General features: G+C 40.2%; 17 protein-coding genes. All 17 read left to right on the top strand.

All coding sequences use genetic code 11. From position 1 onward, the window contains the following. Position 1: 1 nt before the first annotated feature. The 17 genes from MH117_RS03095 to MH117_RS03015 all read left to right on the top strand — a co-directional run bounded on the left by MH117_RS03095 (position 2) and on the right by MH117_RS03015 (position 22,050). Entirely contained in the window at positions 2-460 is a 459-nt protein-coding gene (locus MH117_RS03095) for a hypothetical protein (RefSeq protein ID WP_239327176.1), read from the top strand. A 1-nt stretch (position 461) separates the two neighbouring features. Next, positions 462-1,196 carry a hypothetical protein gene (locus MH117_RS03090; protein WP_239327175.1) on the top strand — a complete coding sequence of 245 codons (735 nt, stop codon included), beginning with the start codon at positions 462-464 and terminating at the stop codon, positions 1,194-1,196. Positions 1,197-1,234: 38 nt separating this feature from the next. Further along, positions 1,235-2,005 carry a hypothetical protein gene (locus tag MH117_RS03085; RefSeq protein WP_239327174.1) on the top strand — a complete coding sequence of 257 codons (771 nt, stop codon included), beginning with the start codon at positions 1,235-1,237 and terminating at the stop codon, positions 2,003-2,005. 76 nt (positions 2,006-2,081) lie between these two features. Beyond that, positions 2,082-2,591 (top strand): hypothetical protein, encoded by a 510-nt coding sequence (locus MH117_RS03080; protein WP_239327173.1) that lies wholly within the window; start codon positions 2,082-2,084, stop codon positions 2,589-2,591. Positions 2,592-2,781: 190 nt separating this feature from the next. Further along, entirely contained in the window at positions 2,782-8,325 is a 5,544-nt protein-coding gene (locus MH117_RS03075; RefSeq protein WP_239327172.1) for a phage tail tape measure protein, read from the top strand. Positions 8,326-8,342: 17 nt separating this feature from the next. Continuing rightward, positions 8,343-8,939: a distal tail protein Dit gene (locus MH117_RS03070; RefSeq protein WP_239327171.1), complete on the top strand. Its 597-nt coding sequence runs from the start codon at positions 8,343-8,345 to the stop codon at positions 8,937-8,939. Between the two features lie 18 nt (positions 8,940-8,957). Beyond that, complete coding sequence (locus tag MH117_RS03065; protein WP_239327170.1) at positions 8,958-9,593, top strand: hypothetical protein; 636 nt, start codon at positions 8,958-8,960, stop codon at positions 9,591-9,593. A gap of 4 nt (positions 9,594-9,597) precedes the next feature. Next, complete coding sequence (locus MH117_RS03060; RefSeq protein WP_239327169.1) at positions 9,598-10,239, top strand: phage tail family protein; 642 nt, start codon at positions 9,598-9,600, stop codon at positions 10,237-10,239. A 17-nt stretch (positions 10,240-10,256) separates the two neighbouring features. After that, complete coding sequence (locus MH117_RS03055; protein ID WP_239327168.1) at positions 10,257-13,781, top strand: phage tail spike protein; 3,525 nt, start codon at positions 10,257-10,259, stop codon at positions 13,779-13,781. Positions 13,782-13,814: 33 nt separating this feature from the next. After that, positions 13,815-14,294 carry a PAAR domain-containing protein gene (locus MH117_RS03050; protein WP_239327167.1) on the top strand — a complete coding sequence of 160 codons (480 nt, stop codon included), beginning with the start codon at positions 13,815-13,817 and terminating at the stop codon, positions 14,292-14,294. Between the two features lie 44 nt (positions 14,295-14,338). After that, positions 14,339-15,493 carry a hypothetical protein gene (locus MH117_RS03045; protein ID WP_239327166.1) on the top strand — a complete coding sequence of 385 codons (1,155 nt, stop codon included), beginning with the start codon at positions 14,339-14,341 and terminating at the stop codon, positions 15,491-15,493. Between the two features lie 19 nt (positions 15,494-15,512). Next, entirely contained in the window at positions 15,513-16,055 is a 543-nt protein-coding gene (locus MH117_RS03040) for a hypothetical protein (RefSeq protein WP_239327165.1), read from the top strand. A gap of 157 nt (positions 16,056-16,212) precedes the next feature. Continuing rightward, a complete protein-coding gene (locus tag MH117_RS03035; protein WP_239327164.1) occupies positions 16,213-16,827 on the top strand; it encodes a hypothetical protein in 615 nt (204 codons plus the stop codon). Between the two features lie 14 nt (positions 16,828-16,841). Continuing rightward, on the top strand, positions 16,842-17,423 hold the full coding sequence (locus MH117_RS03030) for a hypothetical protein (protein WP_239327163.1): 582 nt from the start codon (positions 16,842-16,844) through the stop codon (positions 17,421-17,423). Between the two features lie 13 nt (positions 17,424-17,436). Then, entirely contained in the window at positions 17,437-18,114 is a 678-nt protein-coding gene (locus MH117_RS03025) for a hypothetical protein (protein ID WP_239327162.1), read from the top strand. A 14-nt stretch (positions 18,115-18,128) separates the two neighbouring features. Continuing rightward, positions 18,129-20,288, top strand: coding sequence for a discoidin domain-containing protein (locus tag MH117_RS03020; protein ID WP_239327161.1), 2,160 nt, complete (start codon positions 18,129-18,131; stop codon positions 20,286-20,288). Between the two features lie 16 nt (positions 20,289-20,304). After that, positions 20,305-22,050: a discoidin domain-containing protein gene (locus tag MH117_RS03015; RefSeq protein WP_239327160.1), complete on the top strand. Its 1,746-nt coding sequence runs from the start codon at positions 20,305-20,307 to the stop codon at positions 22,048-22,050. Positions 22,051-22,054 lie beyond the last annotated feature (4 nt).

The following is a 22,054-nucleotide window of genomic DNA, read 5'->3' as shown; positions in this document are numbered from 1 at the left end:
AATGAACTGGATTCAGAAAAAAGAAGCCATCGTAAATAACATACTGGCTCATCAAGAATTGCGTAAAGCTCTATTCTATAACGATTCCAATTTTCTTGATAAGCCTGACATTAGTGCTTCGCAGCTGCTCTATCACAATGTATTCCCTTATCAACATCCTATAGACAGCACTACAAGCCCTGCTTCGTATCTAACGGTAAGCTTCAAAAACATGAAGTTGGTAAACTCAACATTCTCATCAGGATTGCTTTATATCCATACCCTTGTACATAAAGATCTCATGAAGACAGATTATGGTGCACTGCGTACTGATTATATCATTAGTCTGATTGATGAGTTGATGAATGGGCAGACAGGCCTGGGAATGGGCAAGCTTGAATTTAATCGGATGGATGAATTGGCATTAAAATCAGGTTACATAGATTTATATGTATCATATAAAATATGGGATTTCTATTAAAATGACAATTAACAATAACCTAATTGAAGTTATCCGACTTAAGACAATTGCAAATCTCCCTTATTTCATCCATGGAATTGAAATTATTCCTAAAAATTTAAAAAGTATTATAGAGGACGGATATGAGACATACAACCGTAATCTAGGTATTTTGACTGTACAAAAAGAGGATGTCTTTCCGCCCCAAGTTATGAAAGAGCTCCCTTCAGACATTACGCTTCTGCAATTAATGCGTATGAGTCATCAATATGAATATGTTGACTTAATAGTAGACAGCATTCGTTATTTTACGGATACAGATAAGCTTGATCTGCATGAAGATGTAATACGTCTGGGAGATGTTTCTCTCCCCTACTCCTCGCTAGAGGATATGTTGCAAGTGATACGCGTTCAGAATTGCATTCATCGCCATATGGAAGATGAGCAATTTCGTCCACTTAATGAACGAGCACGATTGATTCAGCAAAAAATGCTGGCCAACAAAAAGAAGATACAAGAATTAAAAAAATCATCTTCCAATGATGAACAGCTAACCTTGCTGGATCTCATTTCAATCCTTGTATCGAATGCCAACGGCATTAATCTGTTCAATGTATTTGATTTAAATATGTTTCAGTTTAATGATCAATTTAATCGTATGAAGATGATTGACGAGTACGAAATTAATATTCAAGCACTGCTCCACGGAGCAGACTCAAATCATATCAATATCAAACATTGGATGTCAAAAATATAAAATATATATTTGACAATATAAACTAGGAGGATTTATTTATGCGCTATGGAGTACGTGAGATTTGTAATGTGGTATTAAAAGACGTTAAAACACAGGAACCCGTTGTTTACTTAGAATCATTGAAAACAAGTGCACTGGAGACAAAAGGAACGACTGTATATGCACGTGGCGGCCGTGGTAACGCTAAGCTTATCGGCTGGGATAGTGAAAAAGAAATTACGATGAATATGGAGGATACACTGATCTCCAAAGAAGGACTTGAAGTGTTGACTGGTTCCAAATTTACAGCTGCATCCAAACCTGTCCATAAAAAAGAAGTGCTGCGTGTGCAAAAAGATGGCACTGACTTGTCTGTAAAATTAGCAACTGCACCAACTGCTAACGTTGATGTTAAATCTTTCTTCTACAAATCAGCGGATGGAGCTGCTATTGGTGAAAAGCTTACAGCTGCAGTAACCACAACTGGTACTCCTGCAGTTACTAAGGTTGTATTGACTGGTGCAAGCATCAAAGAAGGCGATATCGTAATCGCTGATTATTATGTAGATGCACCTGTATCAGCAAAAAGCATTACGATTGCATCTGATGTGTTCCCTGGTACATACACACTTGAGGGTGAGACACTGTGGCGCAACGAGGATGGTGTAGACGTTCCTGCCGTCTTTACCATTCCTAAGCTTAAAGTACTGCCTAACTTTAATATTAACATGGCAGCAACTGGTGACCCTACTCCATTTACATTTAGTACAGAAGTCTTAAAAGATTCTAGTTCAACTGCAATGGTTGTCATTGATTTGCTCGAAGAATAATCTAACTATTAAAGAGGCAAAATATATATTTTGCCTCTTTTTATTTCAAATCACCCCGTAAAGGAGAATTTGTCTGATGGCCCAAATCCGTAACTTATCACTCGCACAAGTAAAAAAAGAAGCTGCTGAAAAATATAAAAATACAACAGTATTAACATTTGAAAATGGAACCAAGATTGATGTTGATCTTGTTCTACGTCCTTCTAAAATAACGAAGCTCAAAACCGAGCTTATCGACGTGCTCTCTGATGCAATGGAACAAAAGAAAAAGCTGGATGCTCCGACTCTTTTTGCGATTCAGACGATGTTAGTCGTTAAATACTTTACTTCAATTAAAGCAGATGTCAAAGGTTATGATGGATTATTAGATATGCTCTATACGCTCAATGACGGTAACTATACCAACAAGATTCTGGAGTCATTTGATCCGGCACAACTAGGCATAGTGTATAAGGATATCGACGAAACATTAAAGCTCATCAATCATGCGATTGAAGAAAAACTTAATGAAATCAATAATACGGAAGCATCTTCATCCAAACCTGAGGGGCCAGCAGTTACGAAGCGAGGTAAAAAAAATGCCTAGGTATGAACTATCCGAACATATGGTGAAAAATGTATTACAGTTTTTAAATCGCACTCCGGTCGAAGGCTTCACAGAGCAAGATGCCATGTATGAACTACGCTACATATTCGCTCATCCCCTAATAGATGAGGAACAGCCTTCGCAGTCGTAACACGTCTCTTCAAATGACACAGAAAGGAGTGATAATGGGATGGTTAGCGCAAGAATTCATGAAAATGCCCTCCAGGAAAATAGAAGAAGAGAACAAGAATACCTCCGTTCAAGAGAAGAGCTTGCTGCAAAGTTGGCAGAGCTTAATAACCGAATTGGATCAGATGACCATTATGCTCGTCATATCGAGAGCTTAAACGCCAAGCTGCGAAACACAAGTTCAGCAGGAAATTATCAACAGGCAATCAGCAATGTAGAGCAAGAAATGCGCAGATTAGCTGTCACTGCTGACAATCCTGCCTTAAACACAACCTTTAAGCAGTTTTTGTCAGGGAAGGCCGAACACGTAAAACAATTTGCTCAATCGCTGTCCTTTCTTCAGGCTCCCCTGCTCGCGATTTCCGCAACCGTGATGGAAGTCGATTCTAAAATGACACAGCTGAAAAAAGTAATGAATGAAGACACTAACTTTAACCGTATGTTGTCCGAATCCATTGCCTTAAGTAAGCAATTAGGCATGTCGATCAGCTCAGTTGTCGAGCAGTCGGCACAAATAGCCGGCTCAGGTTATGAAGGCCCTCAGGTGATGGCACTTACCCAATCGGTTGGACTCGCACAAAACGTGACTAACTTATCTGCTGATCAGGCCATAGATACGATCACTACTGCTATGAATGCCTTTAATATTCAGGCAGGTCAAAGCATTAAAATCGTAGATCAGCTCAACGCGGTGGATAACGAATATGCGATCTCAGCACAAAATCTCTCGGCATCTCTAGGATCAGCAGGCGAACAAGCTAGACAGTATGGCGTAAGTATACAGGAGTTACTCGGGCATACAACGGCTATCCATGATGTGACACGAGAGTCAGGCGATTCGATCGGTGAAGGACTAAAAACAATTTACAGCCAAATTACAACTCTTGGCAGTTCCTCGACCTTGTTGCAGCAGGTTGGCATTCAAGTTATAGACAGCACCAACGGAACCATGAAATCTGCTTCGGCTATACTAGGCGAACTAGCTCAAAAATGGAACACCTTAAGTAACAGTACAAAACAAAATTTAGGTGTTACGATTGCAGGCAAAGAACAGTTTAAACAATTCTCAGCCTTAATGAGCAATTATCAAGTGGCAATAGATGCTTCAGGCCATGCATATCGTTCCCACGGCTCGGCAATGGGCGAAAATGCGCAATATATGGACTCCTTACAAGCCAGAACAGAGCGATTACGTACAGCCTGGCAAGAGCTAGCACTGAAAGTCGGTGAAGCTTTTGTAACCGATTCATTAGTTGTACTTGTTAATATCCTAACTGGCTTAGGTAGCGGCCTCGTATGGCTCACCAATACGTTTGGTACCCTGCCTGTCTTAATAGTGGGTGTTACTTCAGCAATTGGCATATTGTATGTTATGTTTAGACAAGCCATTGCCAGCAATGCCATTATGATTGCAGGCCTATTCGGGATTGCTCCTGCAACTACTGCAGCTACGGCAGGTGTCACCGGATTGTCCGGTGCGCTCCGAACCTTGGGTCTGTCCATAAAGTCACTGCTAGCTTCAACAGGCGTAGGATTAGCGTTAGTATTAGTTGGAACACTTGCAAGCTCGCTCATGGATAAGTTTGGCGGAGCCAAGGATAGCACGGAGCAATTCAAAAACTCGATGGATGAGGTCAATAAGACCATTAGTGATACGACCCATCTCAAGCAGCTTTCAGAGGAGTATCAAAAATTGTCTGAGGTGCAGGGTAAAACTTCTCAAGACAAACTACGCATCTCTGCAATAGAAAGTGAGCTAAATGCCCAATACGGCATTTCGATCGATTCGGTTAGCAACCAAGCAAATGCTTATGATCTCAACTCTCAAGCCATCAAGCAAAAACTCACGTTAATGGAAGAAGAGATCCGTCTTCAAAGGGAATCGGCGATGCTGGAGTATGAAAGCAATAAATCCAGTATTGATAAGGATATTGCTAACAAAAGAGACAAAAAAGAGTCTGCTAGGCTAGAATATGAAGATGCCGCGAAAAAACATGCGGAATTTATACGTAAAAGAGACAATAAAGAGATTATTAGTAATGAAAATAATTATTTCTCCAACAACCTATTTTCCTCGGTCAAATTTGATCCCAATAAACAAACTGCTCAAGCCGGTATAGCAAGATTAGGGGAACAGCTCGCATCTGAAGTTAAACAGGCAAATGAAAAAATGATCACCGCGAATAAGGAATTTGGTGATTCCGTTGTCATAGCTGAAACAGGCAAAAGCGCTGAACTGCAAGCATTTATCGATGGTTATGCAGCTAAAGGGGAAAAAGTTACTGAAAGCACCCGTTTGCTCACTGGTGCGTTAGCTCAAGTTGCAGCAGTAAATAATGTAAACATTTCCGATTCTGATTTCCGGAGTATTTTTGATGTATTTCAGCAGCAAAATATTACATCTATCGAAGAAGCAATATCTGTTTTTGAGAAAATACCTGCAACTCTGAATCTTAATGAAGACTCCATCCGAGGTTTTAGGAACGAAATCACAAAAATAAATTTTTCCAATTTCAATAAGGGTACTAATCATGTTTCAGATTCTCTCTTGAGTCTAGAGGATCGAACTTCTAGTTTTAATGACAAGATTAAAGACAATGTATCGGATATTAGAAAGCTGAACGGTGTTTTATCTGATATGGCCTCGGGCCAATCAATGTCATCGGATGCAATGTATGACCTCATCATACAGTATCCTGAACTTGCAAGTAATATTTACAAAACCGCTGATGGCTGGAAAATTGAACAACATGCTATATCCGATCTAAGTAAAGAAAAATCAAAAAAAGTAAAAGATGATATAAAAAATGAGAAGGCCGCTTCATTAATCACTCTGAATAATATTAGAAGTAGATTAGAAATGTATGGCATTGAAATACAAGCCATTAATAATGTAAAAGATGCTAAAAATCTAATGGACGAAGTAACTGGAAAATTGCTTTTTGAAGACCATGTTTTAAACTCTAATGCTGTAAATTCTCTTCCCCCTGAGTACAGTGAAAAAATTAAAGCAGCAGCTCTAAATAACAAAAATACACTACTCGAAAATCAAAAAGGTATTCGTGAAAATATCGCGTATATGAATGCACTAGGTGCCATCGAATCTACAATTAATGAGGGATCACCATCAAGTAAGCCATCCGGTTCATCTAACAGCGGATCGACATCAGCTAACGAAGCAAAATTTGAATCTAAACTTAAGTTAGATCAAAACGAAGAAGATATAAAAAATCATACTGCCTCACTTGAAGCCAACAACCAAGCGATCGAAACCGCGATCGCTAAAGGCCAGAATTACGAGAAACTACTTAACGCTCGTATTAACATTCATCATCGCTTAATCGATTCCTTGAAGAAATTGCATACTTCTCAAGTACAAGAGCAAGCATCGCTAAAGAAGACATTAACGGATAAAGGATTATTGTCAAAAGGGCAAGTTGTTGATAATGTTGCCGACAAACTTAATAAGTTGGCCAAAAGCTCAAACCCTGAAGCAATGGAAAAGTTGGAACAGCAAGTGCAGCAGTATGTAGATTTGACCGATAAAATAAACAATACAAAATCACAACTTCAGCAAGCAAGCATGAATTTAGCAGATACGCTTAACAAAGGGCTCGAGCAAATCAAAAGCAGCAGTGAACGAAAAATAGCCAAAAGCCAGTATAAAATATCACTGTTAGGCGAAATCAATACAAGTGCCGAGAAAAAGCTGCTCGCAGCTTACTCTGCAGAAATCGTATCTGAGCTAGCCCTGCAACAAAAGAAAATAAATGATGAGTTATATAAGGCTCAGCGTATAATCAACAATCCAAAAGCATCCGCAGAAGCTAGAAGTGCGAATGAAATTTATGCACAGACTCTGAGGAGTGCCAAGCAAAACGTAGAATCTGAGCTCGTGTCCAAAGCAGAGGAATCCGGAAAACAACAAGCTGATGCATTATTAAATGGCTACCAAAAGCAGCTATCTGAATTAGAGTACAAGAAAAGCTTGTTAGGTACAATTGACACCGATGAAGAGAAAAAGCAAGCTGCTAAAATTACTACTGATATCAAAACGACTCTAATTAATGAGCAGAAAAAAATAGAAGATGAAATCAAGCTGGTTCAACAAAATTTAAAGAAAAAAGGCGCTTCCCTTCTTGATACACATCAACGTCAGGCCAAGCTGGAATCGCTGCAAGAAGAACAAAAAAACGTCAATAAGAAACTCGTTGATATGAATGACGAGGAACTCAAGATTCGTAATGACAACGCCAATGCCATCATTGATAATTACAAAAAAATGCTGGATAAGCATAAGGAAATGCAGATCAAGGCGAAGGACGAAGAAATACGGCTTGAAAAAGAGAAACACGACAAAAAAATCAAACTTCTGGACGATCTTCAAAAACGAAACGAAGATTATATTAATGCGCAATTAAAATCTTTTGACCGCTCCAATCAAACCGAAGATTATGATGCTTCTCTGAAAAAAATGGTGGATGAGCGCCAAGCCGTTCAGGACAGGCTCCATTTGCTGGATCTTGATAATTCCTTGGAGGCAAAAGCAAAGCGCAAAACACTACAAGAGGAATTAAATGCAAAAGATGATGAAATAAACAAATTCAAACAAAGTCGAGAACGCGATCTCCGTAAACAAGGACTACAAGACCAATTAGATGATCTTAAAACGACGCTTGACAAAGAGAAAGAACTAGAAAACAACCTTCATAATGACAAAATAAAAGGACTTGAAAAAGAAAAAACAGCAATTGAAGAAAAGCATAAACTGCTCATGGAAAAGGAAATTCTCTTCTCCACCTTAAAACAGCAGCTCATGAGTCAAGATAAAGCTGTATTTAATCAGGGCATAGCAGATATGCGAACCGAATATGATAAGTTTTTTGAGTTTCTAAAGACGAATAGTGCGCTTGTAGGTCAACAAATGGCTGATCATCTTCGCGGTCAGTTCGCACAAGACTTGTCCGACTACGGGAACTCTAACCAGGCTGGAAACGTACCGCCTGCAATCGGAAATCAATCTTCAACAGCACCTGTAAATCCATCCAATGAGGATGTTAATACAGCCTGGAATAAATACCTCGCTAACAAACAAGAGGCAGAAGGCCTGATCATAAAGGATAAAGGTAAAAATAAGGTTAGAATTAATGAGCTTCGGCAAGAGAATGACGACTATCGGGCAGCATATAAATTCCCTGACCTGCCATATAGTCAGCTGAGGGGAAAAGCTCCGTTCACCGCGGAGACAGGCGGGATGACACCAGCCTGGGGAAGCGGCGGAAAGTACTTGCTTGCACATGAAAAGGAACTCATTTTAAATAAAACCGATACGTTTAACCTCCTTAAAATCATTGATGTCACTCGTCATATGATGGACTCAATTCGATCATTTAAGTTCCCTAGTCTAGCCACAAGCGGAAATGTAATTGAAAATTTGCATGTGTCCGTGCAAGGAAACTTTGCTCAGAAGAACGGCGATGACGTGTTCTCCTCTATTATCAACGGACTTAAAGCGAAAGGAGTTGAGTTTAAAAGAGGGCTTTAGCCTCCTTTTTCCCTATTATGACGATAAGAAACGCAGAATATTTCACATATAATGGAATATCCAGTCAAACATTTGGCATCGTAAATGTGAATGTTAGTGGCGGACTGTTGGAAGAAGCATTTGCGCCTACCCGAAATATTACTGAATTTCGGATTGCTGGACGTGATAAGCCCTATTCTCAAACGATACAAAAAGAACCTCTAAAGTTCCATTTGACGTTTGCCTTTGAAGAAGGTTGGGATACCTCAAAAATAAGAGAAGTAACCAAATGGCTGACTGAAGTTGATTATTACAAAGAGCTCAGCTTCTCAACAGACCCTGAACGTATCTTCTACGCCATCGTAGTTGATGATCCTACACTGCTGCACAACGGTATGAATGAAGGATATTTGACGCTTACTTTTCGCTGTAGTTCCCCCTACTCATATTCACCCGTATATACATCACAAATATATGAGTTTCAAGATCGAACGTATGAACAAACCATCGACACCTTTGACAAAGGTCAACGTGAAGGCATCATACTCAATGCACAAGGGCATCTTGTGCTTGATCCTAGTAAACCGACATGGCAGCAATATTCACCACCAACAAAATGGTCGGACATTCCGTAAACAAAGTGAGGTATTGAGATGTCAACAATTACGCAGCATATTGGCTTAACAAAGCCCGATTACACAGACGAGATTTATCAAACAATTCAGGACTTGGGTACCAACTTTGAAAAACTTGATCATTTAGCTGAGAAGAGTAGTTCTCTGGCTCCGCTAGATGGTGTTTGGCCACTGGCTGCTCGCATATGGAATACTGCACCTGCTACTGGCAAACCGGCTGGCTGGATCAACACTCGGGAAGGGAGAGCAGCCAAGTCATGGAAACCTACTACACTCCATGATCTACATTCCTATGTTGTCCCTACTACTGACAACGGTCATGTGTATGAATGCATTCAGGCAGGCTATACGGGGGTGCTTGAACCCGTTTTTCCTACTACCGATCTTGCAGAAGTTCAGGATACAAGAGGAGCTTCTACTTGGCAGCCTTCCACCCTGTATTACAAGGATAATATTGTATTTCCAACAACAGACATTGGACGTTTCTATGTTTGTGTCAAAGATGGCGAAAGCGGCTCTAAAGAGCCTGTCTGGAGCTCCATTAATGGTGCCAGCGTCTATGACAATACTGCCGTGTGGATTAGTCTCAAGGTTGCAAAGTGGGCAGAACGTGGGGTGGCTGCTTCCTTTAAACCTTTTGGCATGATTGGGTGATGATATGTCGAATTGGTTAACTGTCTGTCATTTAAGAGGAACGTATATAACAGAGCCTATTCAAATTAACATGAGCGGCGATGATCTCATAAGTAAAATATCTTGGCAGGCCGACTCCTCTACAGAGGATGCGATAACTGTCCAGGTACGTACACGTCAATTACAGCAACAAGACTGGTCTGATTGGTATATTTGCACAAATGGAGCACCACTCCCCTTTGAGGGTACTTCACTCATGTCGTCGCGTTCTGAACTTATATTCAGAATTCTATTTGAATCTCAAGACTATCGGACTTCTCCAGTCTTTCATCAATTGCAGCTCTATCTTGAGCCTGTCCTTGTGATTGATAATAAAGGAGATTTGACATGCAGACCTGAAGTATGGATTACCAAACAAAGCAACGGCAACCTGACACTTTTAAATATGAATAATGGAAACAAACCATTTTCATTTCAAAATTTGATCGATCAAGAGCACCTATATGTGCACAACGAACGTGAAGAAATTCAAACCAACTTACCAAATACGTATCGTTATACTAACTTTAACAACGAGTATTTGGTGCTGCCAGCAGGACGAAATGTGCTGAGGGTGCAAGGCTCCGCTAAACTCCAATTCCGTTATCAATTTACACGACTACACTGATAAAGGAGGTGCAACGATTGTTAGGTGACATTGACTACTTAAAATCACCTGTCCAGCCGCAATTATTTTTGGCTCGTCCAGATCTTACACTTATTAGTAAAATTGCTGAGGCCTATGATATCCATCAAAGTCTTCGTCTGGCTTCTCTTAACGAATTATCTTTTAAGATTCCCTATGATCTCGACCGCAACCATCTGCTTACGCCCAATCGACACACAGATTGGATTAAAGGCAGGTATGTGATTCAGGTTGAGTTGGGTGACAGCATCGAACGATATGTTATTTCAAACATAAATGAAAAAATGGAAGATGGCGGAAGCTGTTATTTTGAAGTGAAATGCTTCTTGCTCCCTTTTGAATTAAAGGACAAGCTGATCCGAGATGTTTCATTAGAATCCTCGCATGCGGAACAAGTGTTGTCCCAACTGTTGGCATCCACACTATGGTCCATTGATTATTTAGATGCTGATTTTAAGTTAACCTACCGCACTTTCGACTTTACAAATACGACCGTTCTGGATGCCATCTATAATGTGGCTGAAACTTATAACGCAGTCATTCAGTGGGACACAGTAAAACGAACCATCTCCATGCACAAGCCAGAGTTCTTCGGCATCAACAAAGGGTTAAAGTTTTCATACGGCCACTATCTCAAAACACTGGACAAAGATTCAAAAGCTGATGAGATGGTAACACGGCTTAAGGCATACGGTCATGAAGGTCTCTCCATCCATGCCGTAAATCCTTCAGGGCAGCCTTACATCGAGGATTATAGCTACTTTATGTATCCCTTCCAGCGGGATGCTAATAAACAAGTCCTGTCCTCAAGTTACTATATGTCTGATTCCCTTTGTCATGCTTTGCTGGATTATGCTGCCTACACAGAGACAAAGCGAAGTGTGTTTGATACCTATTTCAAGGAACGACGTGGCTATGAGCTGCTTGCATCACAGCAAACCGCTGACCTCGACCAGCATCGTCAGAAGGAAGCGTCTACGACAGACATTGTATTAAATCAACAATTCGACAAGCGTATGTTTTTTGACAAATACAACTTAAACAACTCATTATCGAATACGACATCGTTTTCGTTAGCCCCCCACTTGCCCTATGCTGTCTTCATTAAATTGACTTCTTCATCGTCAGGCGCAGTAAGCTTAAATGGGAACAATTACCCAGTACCTGTTAACCAGTGGGTTGTCTTAGGAAAACTGCATCATATCAATACGGCCTCCATCTCCGTATCAAGCAACAGCTCCACTGAGGTATATATTCAGGTTGCTAACATTTCGCTTGACGAATACAATACAGCTTCGAATGAGCAGGAATTGATTGAGAAGTATAGCCTGGACTATAGACAAGCAGCGATTAGAGCTAAGCAAGCTGAACTAGAAAGCACTAAAGCCCTGATAGCTGAGGTGAAGCAAAAAATAGCGCTTCTGCAAAAAGAGTTGGACAGCAGCAATCATTTTACGAAAAAGCAGCTTGAAGAGCTTAATGTTTATGTGATTGAGAAAGAGTTCGTTGATGATAAGTATGTGGATCAGGAGGATCTGCTCAAAGCTGCATGGGAGAAGCTCAAAGAGCTTCAGCGTCCGCAGACCAGTTTCTCTATTAGTGCCGTTAATTTTCTCGCTCTGCTGGAAGAACAGCATAATTGGGACAAGCTTGTGCTTGGCGATTATGTCACCGTTCAATATGAGAAGTTAAACACCAATATCGAAGCACGTATCTCTGAAATTACGTATAACTATGAAAATAGTGATATCAGCTTGACGATTAGCAATGTCAAAGAGATTTCAGATGATTATAAAAAATTAGAAAAGTTTATATATGATAGTCAAAAAACGACCACTACAGTAGACAGCAGCAAGCAGCAATGGGACAAAGCAGTCGTTGACTCCTCAGAAATTCACGACCTTTTTACAAACTTCTGGAATAAAGTGACCAACGACATCAATATGGCTTCCAATGAATATGTCACAATCGATCGCAAAGGGATTACAATTACCGATCCGCATGATTCTTTACGTTTTTTACGAGCTACACACGGTGCTTTGGGCCTCACCCGCTCCGGCGGCTTGCGTTACGAAACTGCTATTACACCGGATGGATTGATCGCTGAGCAAGTACTCGGGAAAATTATTACTTCGAACCGTGTCATCATCGGAGACAATGATGGCTTGTTTCTTATCGAAGGTGCGAAAGCAACCATTACAGACAAGTGCAAACGTGAAGTGATGAAAATCGGCTTGTATGACGAGCAAAAAGACAAGTTTGGCATACTCCTAAACCGTTATTACCATGATCCGACCAACCCTGCGCTTCAATGCAATCAAGAGATTACAAATCGAGTTATTATGAATGAATCAGACGGTCTGATCATTCAACGCAAACGCAGCAATTCATATGAAAATACGCTGTACACTTCATTGGATGGGGATCTCTTTATGAAAGGAAATTTCCAGGCTGGCGAAGGAGAACGTGTATTTAAGGTGAACCATGAAGGGCTCTCGTTAGGTGCCTCAAATTGGTCCGATGCTCCATTGCATGCTGATTATTATGGTACTGTATGGATGAACAAGCTGATTGCCAAACGAGCAGACATTACCGAATCTACTTTTAAAAACGGTCATATTGAAGGCTCCAGCTTATTTATTGGTCAAGGGGATCGATCCTTTAGTGTGTATCCACAGCAAGGCATATGGGCAGGCAGCCTCAATTTTGCGAGTGCCCCCTTCTCGGTTACATTGGATGGAACACTCAAGACTCGCAAAGCGATCATCACAAACGGCGAGAATAAACTGCTTATTGACAGCGAAGCAGGCAAAATTAATTTGAACAACTTTGACATTGAAGGGGTTGGCCGATTAAGCTCCGAGATGATTGCCGTTAAAATGATAACCGCCGAGGGCGGATACATTAGCGATCTTACCGTAAACAAAGTGAATACGCTTTGGAAGGATGAGCCTGTTGGTTCTCATGTCAATTACGTCGAGATCAAGGACCATGCGATTAAATTTATTACCGCCAAAGTTTCCGCCAAAGAACAGCTAAAAGATCCGCAAGGCAGACCTTTATACTGGACTAATCAGAATCGAGAAATGCTGACGCCTGAAAATACGGGTATTATTGCTGAGAAAAGTATCCTTAATCCAAAGTGGGAAAAGCATTGCATCCGCTTTGACGGCGACGGCGGCACTGCCGAGCCGAAGCGTATTATTGGAGTTGGGGACGGTGGCCCTAACGACAGTGCCAAGGCAGTGGAAACGAAATACAATGGGGGCTTTAAGCTGCAATATTTGGCAAGCGCAACTGCGAAGGAGCGTGTTGTCGACTGGACGGACAAAGGAATTCACGTAAAAGCGACCGAAGGTTCCATTGAACTGAACAGCAAAAGCTTTAAGGTAGCGGTTGAGAATGGTGTGGCTGAGATTTCCAATGGCAGCGGCTCTTCGATCCAGCTAACAGCAGATGGAGACATCCTGTTCAAAGCGGCACGCAATATGAAATTTAATGCACAGCGTTATGATTTTGAATAATGATCATTTTTTACTATTAGTGGGAGGTGAACTATGTCAGGAGTATGTGTAGATGGATCTTTATTGGAAACGGCGCTAAAAATCAACTATGTGAGGTATATCGAGGAATACATTGACTGGTTTGTCCCCGGATACCTACCAGATGGAACCCCGATGCCTAGTAGACCATACGATATTCCAGTGACTCATTACAGCGATGCCAAGATCAATGGAAAAGTGGTGTCAGGCGCTAAGCTTAAAGTTCAAAATAAACCAGTATGCACTGTAGATAACCTTACTCAGGAAGAATGGGAGGCCGATCCCACACCCTATCCTCACTATCCTGACCGTTCAGGAAAGATTGTACCGCCCTTCCCTACCACAGAGGGGAGTGGTCAAGGACGTGTCACTTCAGGCAGTCCAAAGATGTTTTTACAAGGAAAAGCAGTTGCCAAAATCGGCTCCCGCGTCAATACACATCTCAACCAAGAAACGACGATTGCGACCGGTAGCAGTAAAATGTTTATCCCTTAAGTGTAAAATATATATGGATACTAAAATAAGGAGGTGTTAATCAAATGTCCGAGCTTCACCACTATCTTGAATTAAATGATCCCGTTGCTATGGTATGGCGCAAAGGCAACAGTCAAGATCCCTTTACAGATCGCAATGACCTGCTGCCTGTCATTAACGGGATCATCACGTTGCTTGAAATTCCTTCTAGTCAGCACAAAGTACATATTGATGGTATGGTCGAGATCAATCAGGAATTGTACAATCAAACATCCGCTCTTTTGCCCGAGCAGTTTCTAGTTAACTATGCTAACGGCAGCATTCAGTTTCACCCTCAGCATGAAGGGGCCACCTTCTCATGCAAGTACAAAGGGAAAGGGCTCATTCTCTACCCTGCTTCCCGTATTTATGCCATGGTACGACGACACCCTGATGTCGTGAAGACATTGCAAGAAATTATTGATGAGGCTCACACGAAGCTGAATGACACCCATTTGGCTATGGATCAAGTTGAACAAGCGATCCGTGAAGCACATGATGCCTCAGCCAAGGCTAGCATGGCAGCAGATTGGGCCAGCCAAGCCGCTGCGAATGCAACGGATGCAGCTCACAATGCTTCGCACGCCGTCGACTCTACTAAGTTACTCTTCAAGCCTGCCGTAAGTGATATGAAGGAGCTTTTGCGTACCCATCTGAACCCACAAGTGGGCTGGACGGTACAAACGTACAAGGATGGCATCCGATACCGATACGACGGGAAAGACTGGGTTCCGATCGATATTTTCGGAAAAAATATTCAGCTAGTCAATGAACATACCGATGGACTGATGTCTAGCAGCGAGCATAGCAAGCTAAAATCAATCCCTTTAGAGACGAAAGAACGTGTAATCGTATTTTGCCTGCCTTCTTATTTATTTCAAGGGGTGCAAAATATTGTTGCGCGTTTTCCATTTAAAGGTGAAATTGTTGGCATTAAAGCGATCTGTGGTGTTCCAGGCGATACCGATTCAGAAATCATAATTGAAAAGTCAATGAATATGAAGGACTGGCACAATATTATGTCTCGACCTGTTCAATTGGACGCTTTTAGCCACTATGATGATGGGCAAGCTGTTGTGGATCGTGCCACTGTTTATGCTGGCGATTGTTTCCGGCTTCATGTAGTAAAACAAGGATTAAATATTCAAAATGTCACAGTAGAAATGATTATAAAAATATAACTTAAGGAGTTTGATTATTATGGCAAAGCCGATTATTTCTTGGTACAACGAAACACATTCTGCACAGGTGAATGCCCCTGTTGACTTTGGGATTATTGATGCAGGTGATTGGGGTCCTGTATATACCTTTAATATTTGGAACAACCGCAATCAAGCGATCGATGTCCCCCTTATTAAAAATTGCAGAATTACTACTCGCGACATGAAGGGCGGAACGGGTGATACTGTTGGTAACGAAGTCGAAGTTGTCAAAAACAATTGGTTCCATGCACAGGTTAATTCCCTCGGAGAAACCGATCTAAAGGACCCCTCCTCTCTAATTGGGAAAGATTACGAAAAGCCTATCGGGACAAAAGGCGTAACCACCAAAGATTACACAGGCAAAGCCTATCCTTCTCCTATCGTTCCAGCTGCTGGTGACATTTTGGGTGTTAATAATAACGGAGATCCTGTTGATGCTGCAGGCAATTATGTTACAGTCGCTTTACAAGCCGAAGTGCCCCTAAACGCCAGCGCAGGCCGACAAGATTTCCGGTTCCGTGTAGGTTATAGTTTTTCATAATGCACAAACAATAGCTAATCTGTAAATTTAACGTTAGAGCTGTTTAGCGAAGAAACTAAAATAGGCCTCGAAACGACGCTTCAAACGTCTGTTTCGAGGCCTTTTTGCTTTACTTATGTTGTTACATAACATCTCACAATACAATGGAGGGATCGATTTGATATTGGGAAACAAGCGGTACACGTATTCTCCCGTGCCTCAAAATTTTATTTGGATAGCCGAATATTATGATGGTACTCATTTAGCCGAGTACAATTTAACCACACACCAATCTAGTTCCTTCTACCATATTCAACGCGATAAACTGATCCGGTTCGGGTTAATAGGAGAAGGTTCTCAGGTTTATATAAATGTAGCGGATGGTACATTCACACTGAATGATCACCGTCTCACGATATCCTATGAAGCTGATGGAGTAGAATTTCCACTAACCGGTCGTACGTTCCTCTATAATGACATTATTTCATATAAGGACGCGATTGCAGATGCGTGTATGCTTGGAACAAACCAAAACCACGGTATGTTTGAGCAGACCATCGTTCAGTATAATATGGGCTATAAAAAAACGATGCAGCTGCTGGATGTAAACATTCACTTTCAATGTGTGCTCGGTGTTCCCTACCAAAATGCTTCTTTCCTGCAAATTAAAATAACTACGGATAAAGATCTGGATGGCAAGCTTATTATTCGCCGTAATGGATTTAAGATTGACACCATTCAAGCGCCATTAAAGTGTGGAGCAGCGGGAACAATAAATTGGGAAATTCGATAGAGAGGTGAATAGTAGTGGCGAACACACAGGAAATAAAGCTTCCCATTGATTTGCAAATGGGTACGTTTAATAAAACCATTTTAAAAGACGGCAAACTTCAGTTGTCTGAAATTACAAAAGATGACAAAGGAAACACCGTTTATGAGCCCTCAGGAACTTGGGAATCCAGCATTATCCCTATCCATGATCAAGTAGCATCATTTCACCAAATTTCATCCAACACCGTAGTAAGTGGCAATGGCGGAAGTTATACCATTTATGTACAGTCTTCAGCAGACAAAATAACTTGGTCACCCTATGTGGAAGTAGATGTACAAACGGGCAATATGCAGACACCTAAAAATAAATTTGTGCGAATAAAAATTGAATTTTCCTCTTCTCCCACAGATGCTACTTTTACAGTAGATGCATTTGACAAGGGCAAATACAACAAAGAAACGATTACTTCTAATACGGGTGCCTTAGGACTTAAAAAGGAGTACACCTATAAATATGAATTCGACGGAAGCTGGAAGGGTACTGGCACACTGTTAAGAAAAAAAATAGAACATCAGAAATTCAAAAAAATTAATGCTTTGGAAGTCATTAAAAAGTAGATGAGGTGTTGAAATGGCAGCTCCTGCAACAACAGGCAGTCTAAAAACGACTGTCGCTGACATGAAAATAGGAGATTATATCACTATTACCTATACAGGTTTAGTGTATTCTTTTGGCGTAAATACTGCTGGATTAAAAGAAAGAGACATCAAGGGCGAAACAGATCCCATGACCGGTTCTTATTGGTACGGTATCAAGGTAGACAAAGGGTTTATCATTTCTGACCGGGTCGTGCAGACTCGCATTTCTTGGGGAACTTGCAATGCCAATAAGCAAATCGAAGGTGCAGAAATGAACGATCGAGGCTTCTCCTACGTTGCACGTTCATTAAGTGGCGGCTGTGCTTTTGCGGATGCAGACGGAAACCCAACGCTGAAACAAATAGATATAAAATATGGCGCATTCCCCACTACTAACGAATATGACACCTACATTAAGCGATACCCTTCCTATTTGATTAAATATGGTAATACTATAGATGATGTATTTCATTATAATGCAGAGTATACATTAACCACAGATGCCTCCATAACGGGGAACTATTTATATCTAAATGGGAAATCCATGGATGGTCATAATAGAAGGATTAGACGAGGAATTGAGCAAGGAGATTTTGGTGATGTATTTCCTTATGGAATAAATGACGCAGCATACACAGGATTACGCCCAGTATTTCAATATAAAGAATAAGGTAGGTGAGCAAAATGGCAGTAATAGGTGCAGCATTAGCTGTTCCAGAGTCAGGCTGGACAAGATATGATGGCTCTTATCCTGACATTAAATATACAGGAACATGGTTAACTTGGGATCGAGCAAATTTTTATGGCAGAGGATTGCATACTACTACGGAAATTGGCAGTACAATTTCATTTAAGTTCAAAGGTACTGATTTAAGAATATTAACCTATACCCAACAAGGTGGGTTCTCTTCAAGCTACGTAGAAATTGAAATTGATGGACAAAAGGAAACTTACGTAGAGGTCGGTTTAAATTGGGAAGATGTATTGACTTTAGTATATGAAAAAGAAGGATTAGAAGATACAATACATAATGTTAAAATAACGGCTATGGATAAAGGCACAACCTATGCCCTGACACTAGATGCTATTGACACTACAGGTTATCTAATAGCAGATAATGAGGTTTCTGACTTTTCTCAGATGGACATAGGAAAACGTATTCGCTGTAATTATTGGGGTTCTAACCATCTAGCGCAAGCGAGCCTCTCCTCTTTTGGCAAAGCATCCAAACCAATTCTATCTCCTTCTATTCCTGGAAACACTCCATATGGGGACTTTTATTTAATTTGTGTGGACAAGGATGTACAGGGGAGATATATGCTCATTGCGGATCGCAATCTTCAAACTGGAGTAACCGTAAATGATTATATCATAAATGGTATGGAAAGTTTCTCTGGAACTGAATTGATTTATGAACACGTGATTCTAACCGAAAACATGTTGTCCGCTTCTGATTCTTCTGGCTCGAATACGCCAGATAAAACAATTGATGGAACACATCATTCATCTTGGCAAAGCGTAAACTCAATTTCTTATTTTCAAATTGATTTGGGTATGGGTAATGAGAAAAGAATTCAAAGAATATCATTATCTAAACGAAATGGTTCTCCTAGCTACTTCCCTAAAGATTTTATGATCAAAGCTTCTAATGATAATGCCAACTGGACTACCTTATCAACATTAGCAAGCATTCCAGATCCTAACATCTTACAATTCGTTCATTTTGACTTTGCTAATGCTAATAAATACAGATATTACAGACTCGATATTCAAAAAGGACAATCAAGTGTCGCAGGAATTGGTGAAATTCGGCTATATGAAAAAACTAAATATAAAATTACAACAAAACTTCTAACAGGCGGTACTAGCGCATCAGACTTCAATAACGATTGGGATAAGTATATCGTTAACAGTACTCTCAACGGGACTATTGCTGCTGGTGACGATAAGATCTGGAACTGGTCTTCCATGTGGTCCATGACAAGATCATCCAAATCTACAGATGCTACACGTCGAATATTCAGAGGAAAAAGTGCTGTCAATCAAATTAGTGATAATACTGGTGTGTATTCTGCAATCGATCTCGGATTTAGACCAATGATCATTGTAGATTACAAACCTACTAAATCATTAATCTATCATAATGGAGCATATAAAAAATATATACCAGAAACTCCTAAGATTTATGGAAAGTTAAACAGTACGATGACGTCCAATACAACACCTAGTGGAATCGTTAATGCTAGCAGCTCCTATGATTCAACATATACTGCCTGGAGAGCTTTTGACGGTTATACGACATCAGGCACCTATTATTGGAACTCCAAGACCACATCAAATGAATGGTTATCCTACGAATTTGAGCAACCTAAAGTAGTAGATAAATATATTTTAATAACTAGTGGCGGTGTGCAAGTTCCAAAAGATTGGACCTTTGAAGGCTCGCATGATGGTATCAACTGGACAGTCTTGGATACACAAAAATCATTTTCTAGTTTTAAAGCAGGTGTTAGAGAAGAGTTTAAAATAAATAATACAATTGCCTATAAAAAATATAGAATATTTATAACCACAGGCAATGGAGGTTCATATATTTATATCTGGGAGCTTGAATTACATGGGATTATCCAATCCCATACAGGATCACAATGGGTAACGCTAACCTCAGCCCCTTCACAGCAATTGTTCGAACATAACGGTATAGACGACCTGTCTATATTAAACAGGAATGAAAAAATGACGAAACAGTCTATGATTAAATCAACTTTAGGAAAAGGTTCATTATTTAAAACCCAGGTTGATTATAACAAATTTATTGAAATCAATAGATTAGATATAAAATAGAAAGGGTGGTACTAAAATGATTCGTGCATTAAGGAAGGCAACACCTGATATGATCTCTGATACGACCCCTAGTGGGAAAGCAAGCGCAAGTTCGGTATTTAGTACGAGCGGCGCTTATTTTGCATATCGAGCATTTGATGGAAAAATAACAAATACGGGATCCTATGACAGCTGGGTCACCGCTTCGGGCACTTTAACAGGATGGCTGCAATATGAATTTCCCACCCAAAAATGTATTATCAAATATAGTCTTATACATGGTTATAACAGTACGAACACAGCTCCAAGAGATTGGACAATTGAGGCGTCTAATGACGGTGTAACTTGGGTTATTTTGGACACAAGAACAAATGTAACAGACTGGGTACTATGGAGCAAGAAAGAATTTGTTCTCTCTAATACAAATCATTTTCTTATGTACAGAATAAATATTACAAAAAATAATGGCAGCACCTCCTATGTTGGAGTACAAGAATTTGAAATGTTTGAATCTAATTTTGAAGGCAGCTACCTTATTAAACACGATAATAAGTATTACGCTACATCTAACAGCCCTAATCTTATACCTATAATGACATCCAACGTATCACCAAGCGGCTCTGCAAGTGCAAGTTCAATTGCTAATTCAAGTCATGATGCTTGGAAAGCTTTCTCCTACTTTATTCATACTAGCAAGTACCAGGAATGCTGGGAGAGCAGCGGGAGGATCCCCTCTTGGTTATGCTATGAATTTCAAACTGCGATAACTGTCGATTCATATTCAGTTCAAACGATTGATAGTATAGCTGATCTCAACAGATCTCCTCGAACATGGGCGTTTGAGGGGAGTAATGATGGTGTGTCCTGGATTGTCTTGGACAAGCAACATAATCAAATCAATTGGAAACAGAATGAAACTAGATATTATACTAACCTGACGTCCCAGCAAAAATTTAAAAAGTATAGAATTAATATTACAGATAACAACGGCGGCGATCACATGCTAGTCAGAAGACTGGAAATGTATCAAAACATATTACATATTATTGATGGTTCCAAAACAACAAATATCGATCAGAACCACTTTATACAATATGGAATGGACAATAAAATACTCTTCCCTCTCAACCAATCATTTGATACACATTTTATTGTAGCCCAGAACAGATCTCCTCTTGGTAATGGACAATTATTTAAACAAAAAATAGAAACGTCCAAAGCATCTATTCACTTTGTGGATATTAAAAGTGAACACCAACTCAACCTAAAATGTTTAGTTAAAAACAAAAATGCGGCATACAGTTTTGATTTCAACCATTTCATTTGGAACAAAGTAACGGAATTAGAGCCAACAGATCAACATTATCTAAATTACGGCATGGATAATATCTCGTTGATCAGCCAAGCTTTTTGGAGTGCATTCGAAGGCGATATTGAGTTGTGTGTATACACCCATGACTTGTCCGCATCAGAGATAATCATGAAGGTCAATTCAGATGATTTATCTTTTACTGACAAACATGCTGACACATTTGAAGTGTTGTATTATACCCTTAATCAATCCATCCAAAATGCTGATCTGTATATTCATTCAAATTATTGTCCACTAGATGAACTAGGTGGTGATATTGAAGTTGTAACGTGGACCAGAGAAACCAACAGAACTATTTCTGACCATATTCGTGCTGATTATAAGGGACATTATTCGGAGGGAGATATGTACAGTACGAAGATAGAACTACACAAAGGCAATGGCACTAAAGCAATAACTGGTGGTCAATAATGAA

This window comes from Paenibacillus sp. ACRRX (assembly GCF_022346885.1).
Classification (GTDB): domain Bacteria; phylum Bacillota; class Bacilli; order Paenibacillales; family Paenibacillaceae; genus Paenibacillus_B.
The sequence above is the reverse complement of the archived record's forward strand: the minus strand, read 5'-3'. Positions and strand labels throughout refer to the sequence as shown.

What these genes read in the sequence shown, in the direction of transcription:
- MH117_RS03075 (WP_239327172.1), top strand. Translation starts at nt 2,782, where the DNA reads ATGGTTAGCGCAAGAATTCATGAAAATGCCCTCCAGGAAAATAGAAGA.
- MH117_RS03060 (WP_239327169.1), top strand. Translation starts at nt 9,598, where the DNA reads ATGTCGAATTGGTTAACTGTCTGTCATTTAAGAGGAACGTATATAACA.
- MH117_RS03070 (WP_239327171.1), top strand. Translation starts at nt 8,343, where the DNA reads ATGACGATAAGAAACGCAGAATATTTCACATATAATGGAATATCCAGT.
- MH117_RS03050 (WP_239327167.1), top strand. Translation starts at nt 13,815, where the DNA reads ATGTCAGGAGTATGTGTAGATGGATCTTTATTGGAAACGGCGCTAAAA.
- MH117_RS03045 (WP_239327166.1), top strand. Translation starts at nt 14,339, where the DNA reads ATGTCCGAGCTTCACCACTATCTTGAATTAAATGATCCCGTTGCTATG.
- MH117_RS03025 (WP_239327162.1), top strand. Translation starts at nt 17,437, where the DNA reads ATGGCAGCTCCTGCAACAACAGGCAGTCTAAAAACGACTGTCGCTGAC.
- MH117_RS03065 (WP_239327170.1), top strand. Translation starts at nt 8,958, where the DNA reads ATGTCAACAATTACGCAGCATATTGGCTTAACAAAGCCCGATTACACA.
- MH117_RS03040 (WP_239327165.1), top strand. Translation starts at nt 15,513, where the DNA reads ATGGCAAAGCCGATTATTTCTTGGTACAACGAAACACATTCTGCACAG.
- MH117_RS03015 (WP_239327160.1), top strand. Translation starts at nt 20,305, where the DNA reads ATGATTCGTGCATTAAGGAAGGCAACACCTGATATGATCTCTGATACG.
- MH117_RS03020 (WP_239327161.1), top strand. Translation starts at nt 18,129, where the DNA reads ATGGCAGTAATAGGTGCAGCATTAGCTGTTCCAGAGTCAGGCTGGACA.
- MH117_RS03095 (WP_239327176.1), top strand. Translation starts at nt 2, where the DNA reads ATGAACTGGATTCAGAAAAAAGAAGCCATCGTAAATAACATACTGGCT.
- MH117_RS03080 (WP_239327173.1), top strand. Translation starts at nt 2,082, where the DNA reads ATGGCCCAAATCCGTAACTTATCACTCGCACAAGTAAAAAAAGAAGCT.
- MH117_RS03085 (WP_239327174.1), top strand. Translation starts at nt 1,235, where the DNA reads ATGCGCTATGGAGTACGTGAGATTTGTAATGTGGTATTAAAAGACGTT.
- MH117_RS03090 (WP_239327175.1), top strand. Translation starts at nt 462, where the DNA reads ATGACAATTAACAATAACCTAATTGAAGTTATCCGACTTAAGACAATT.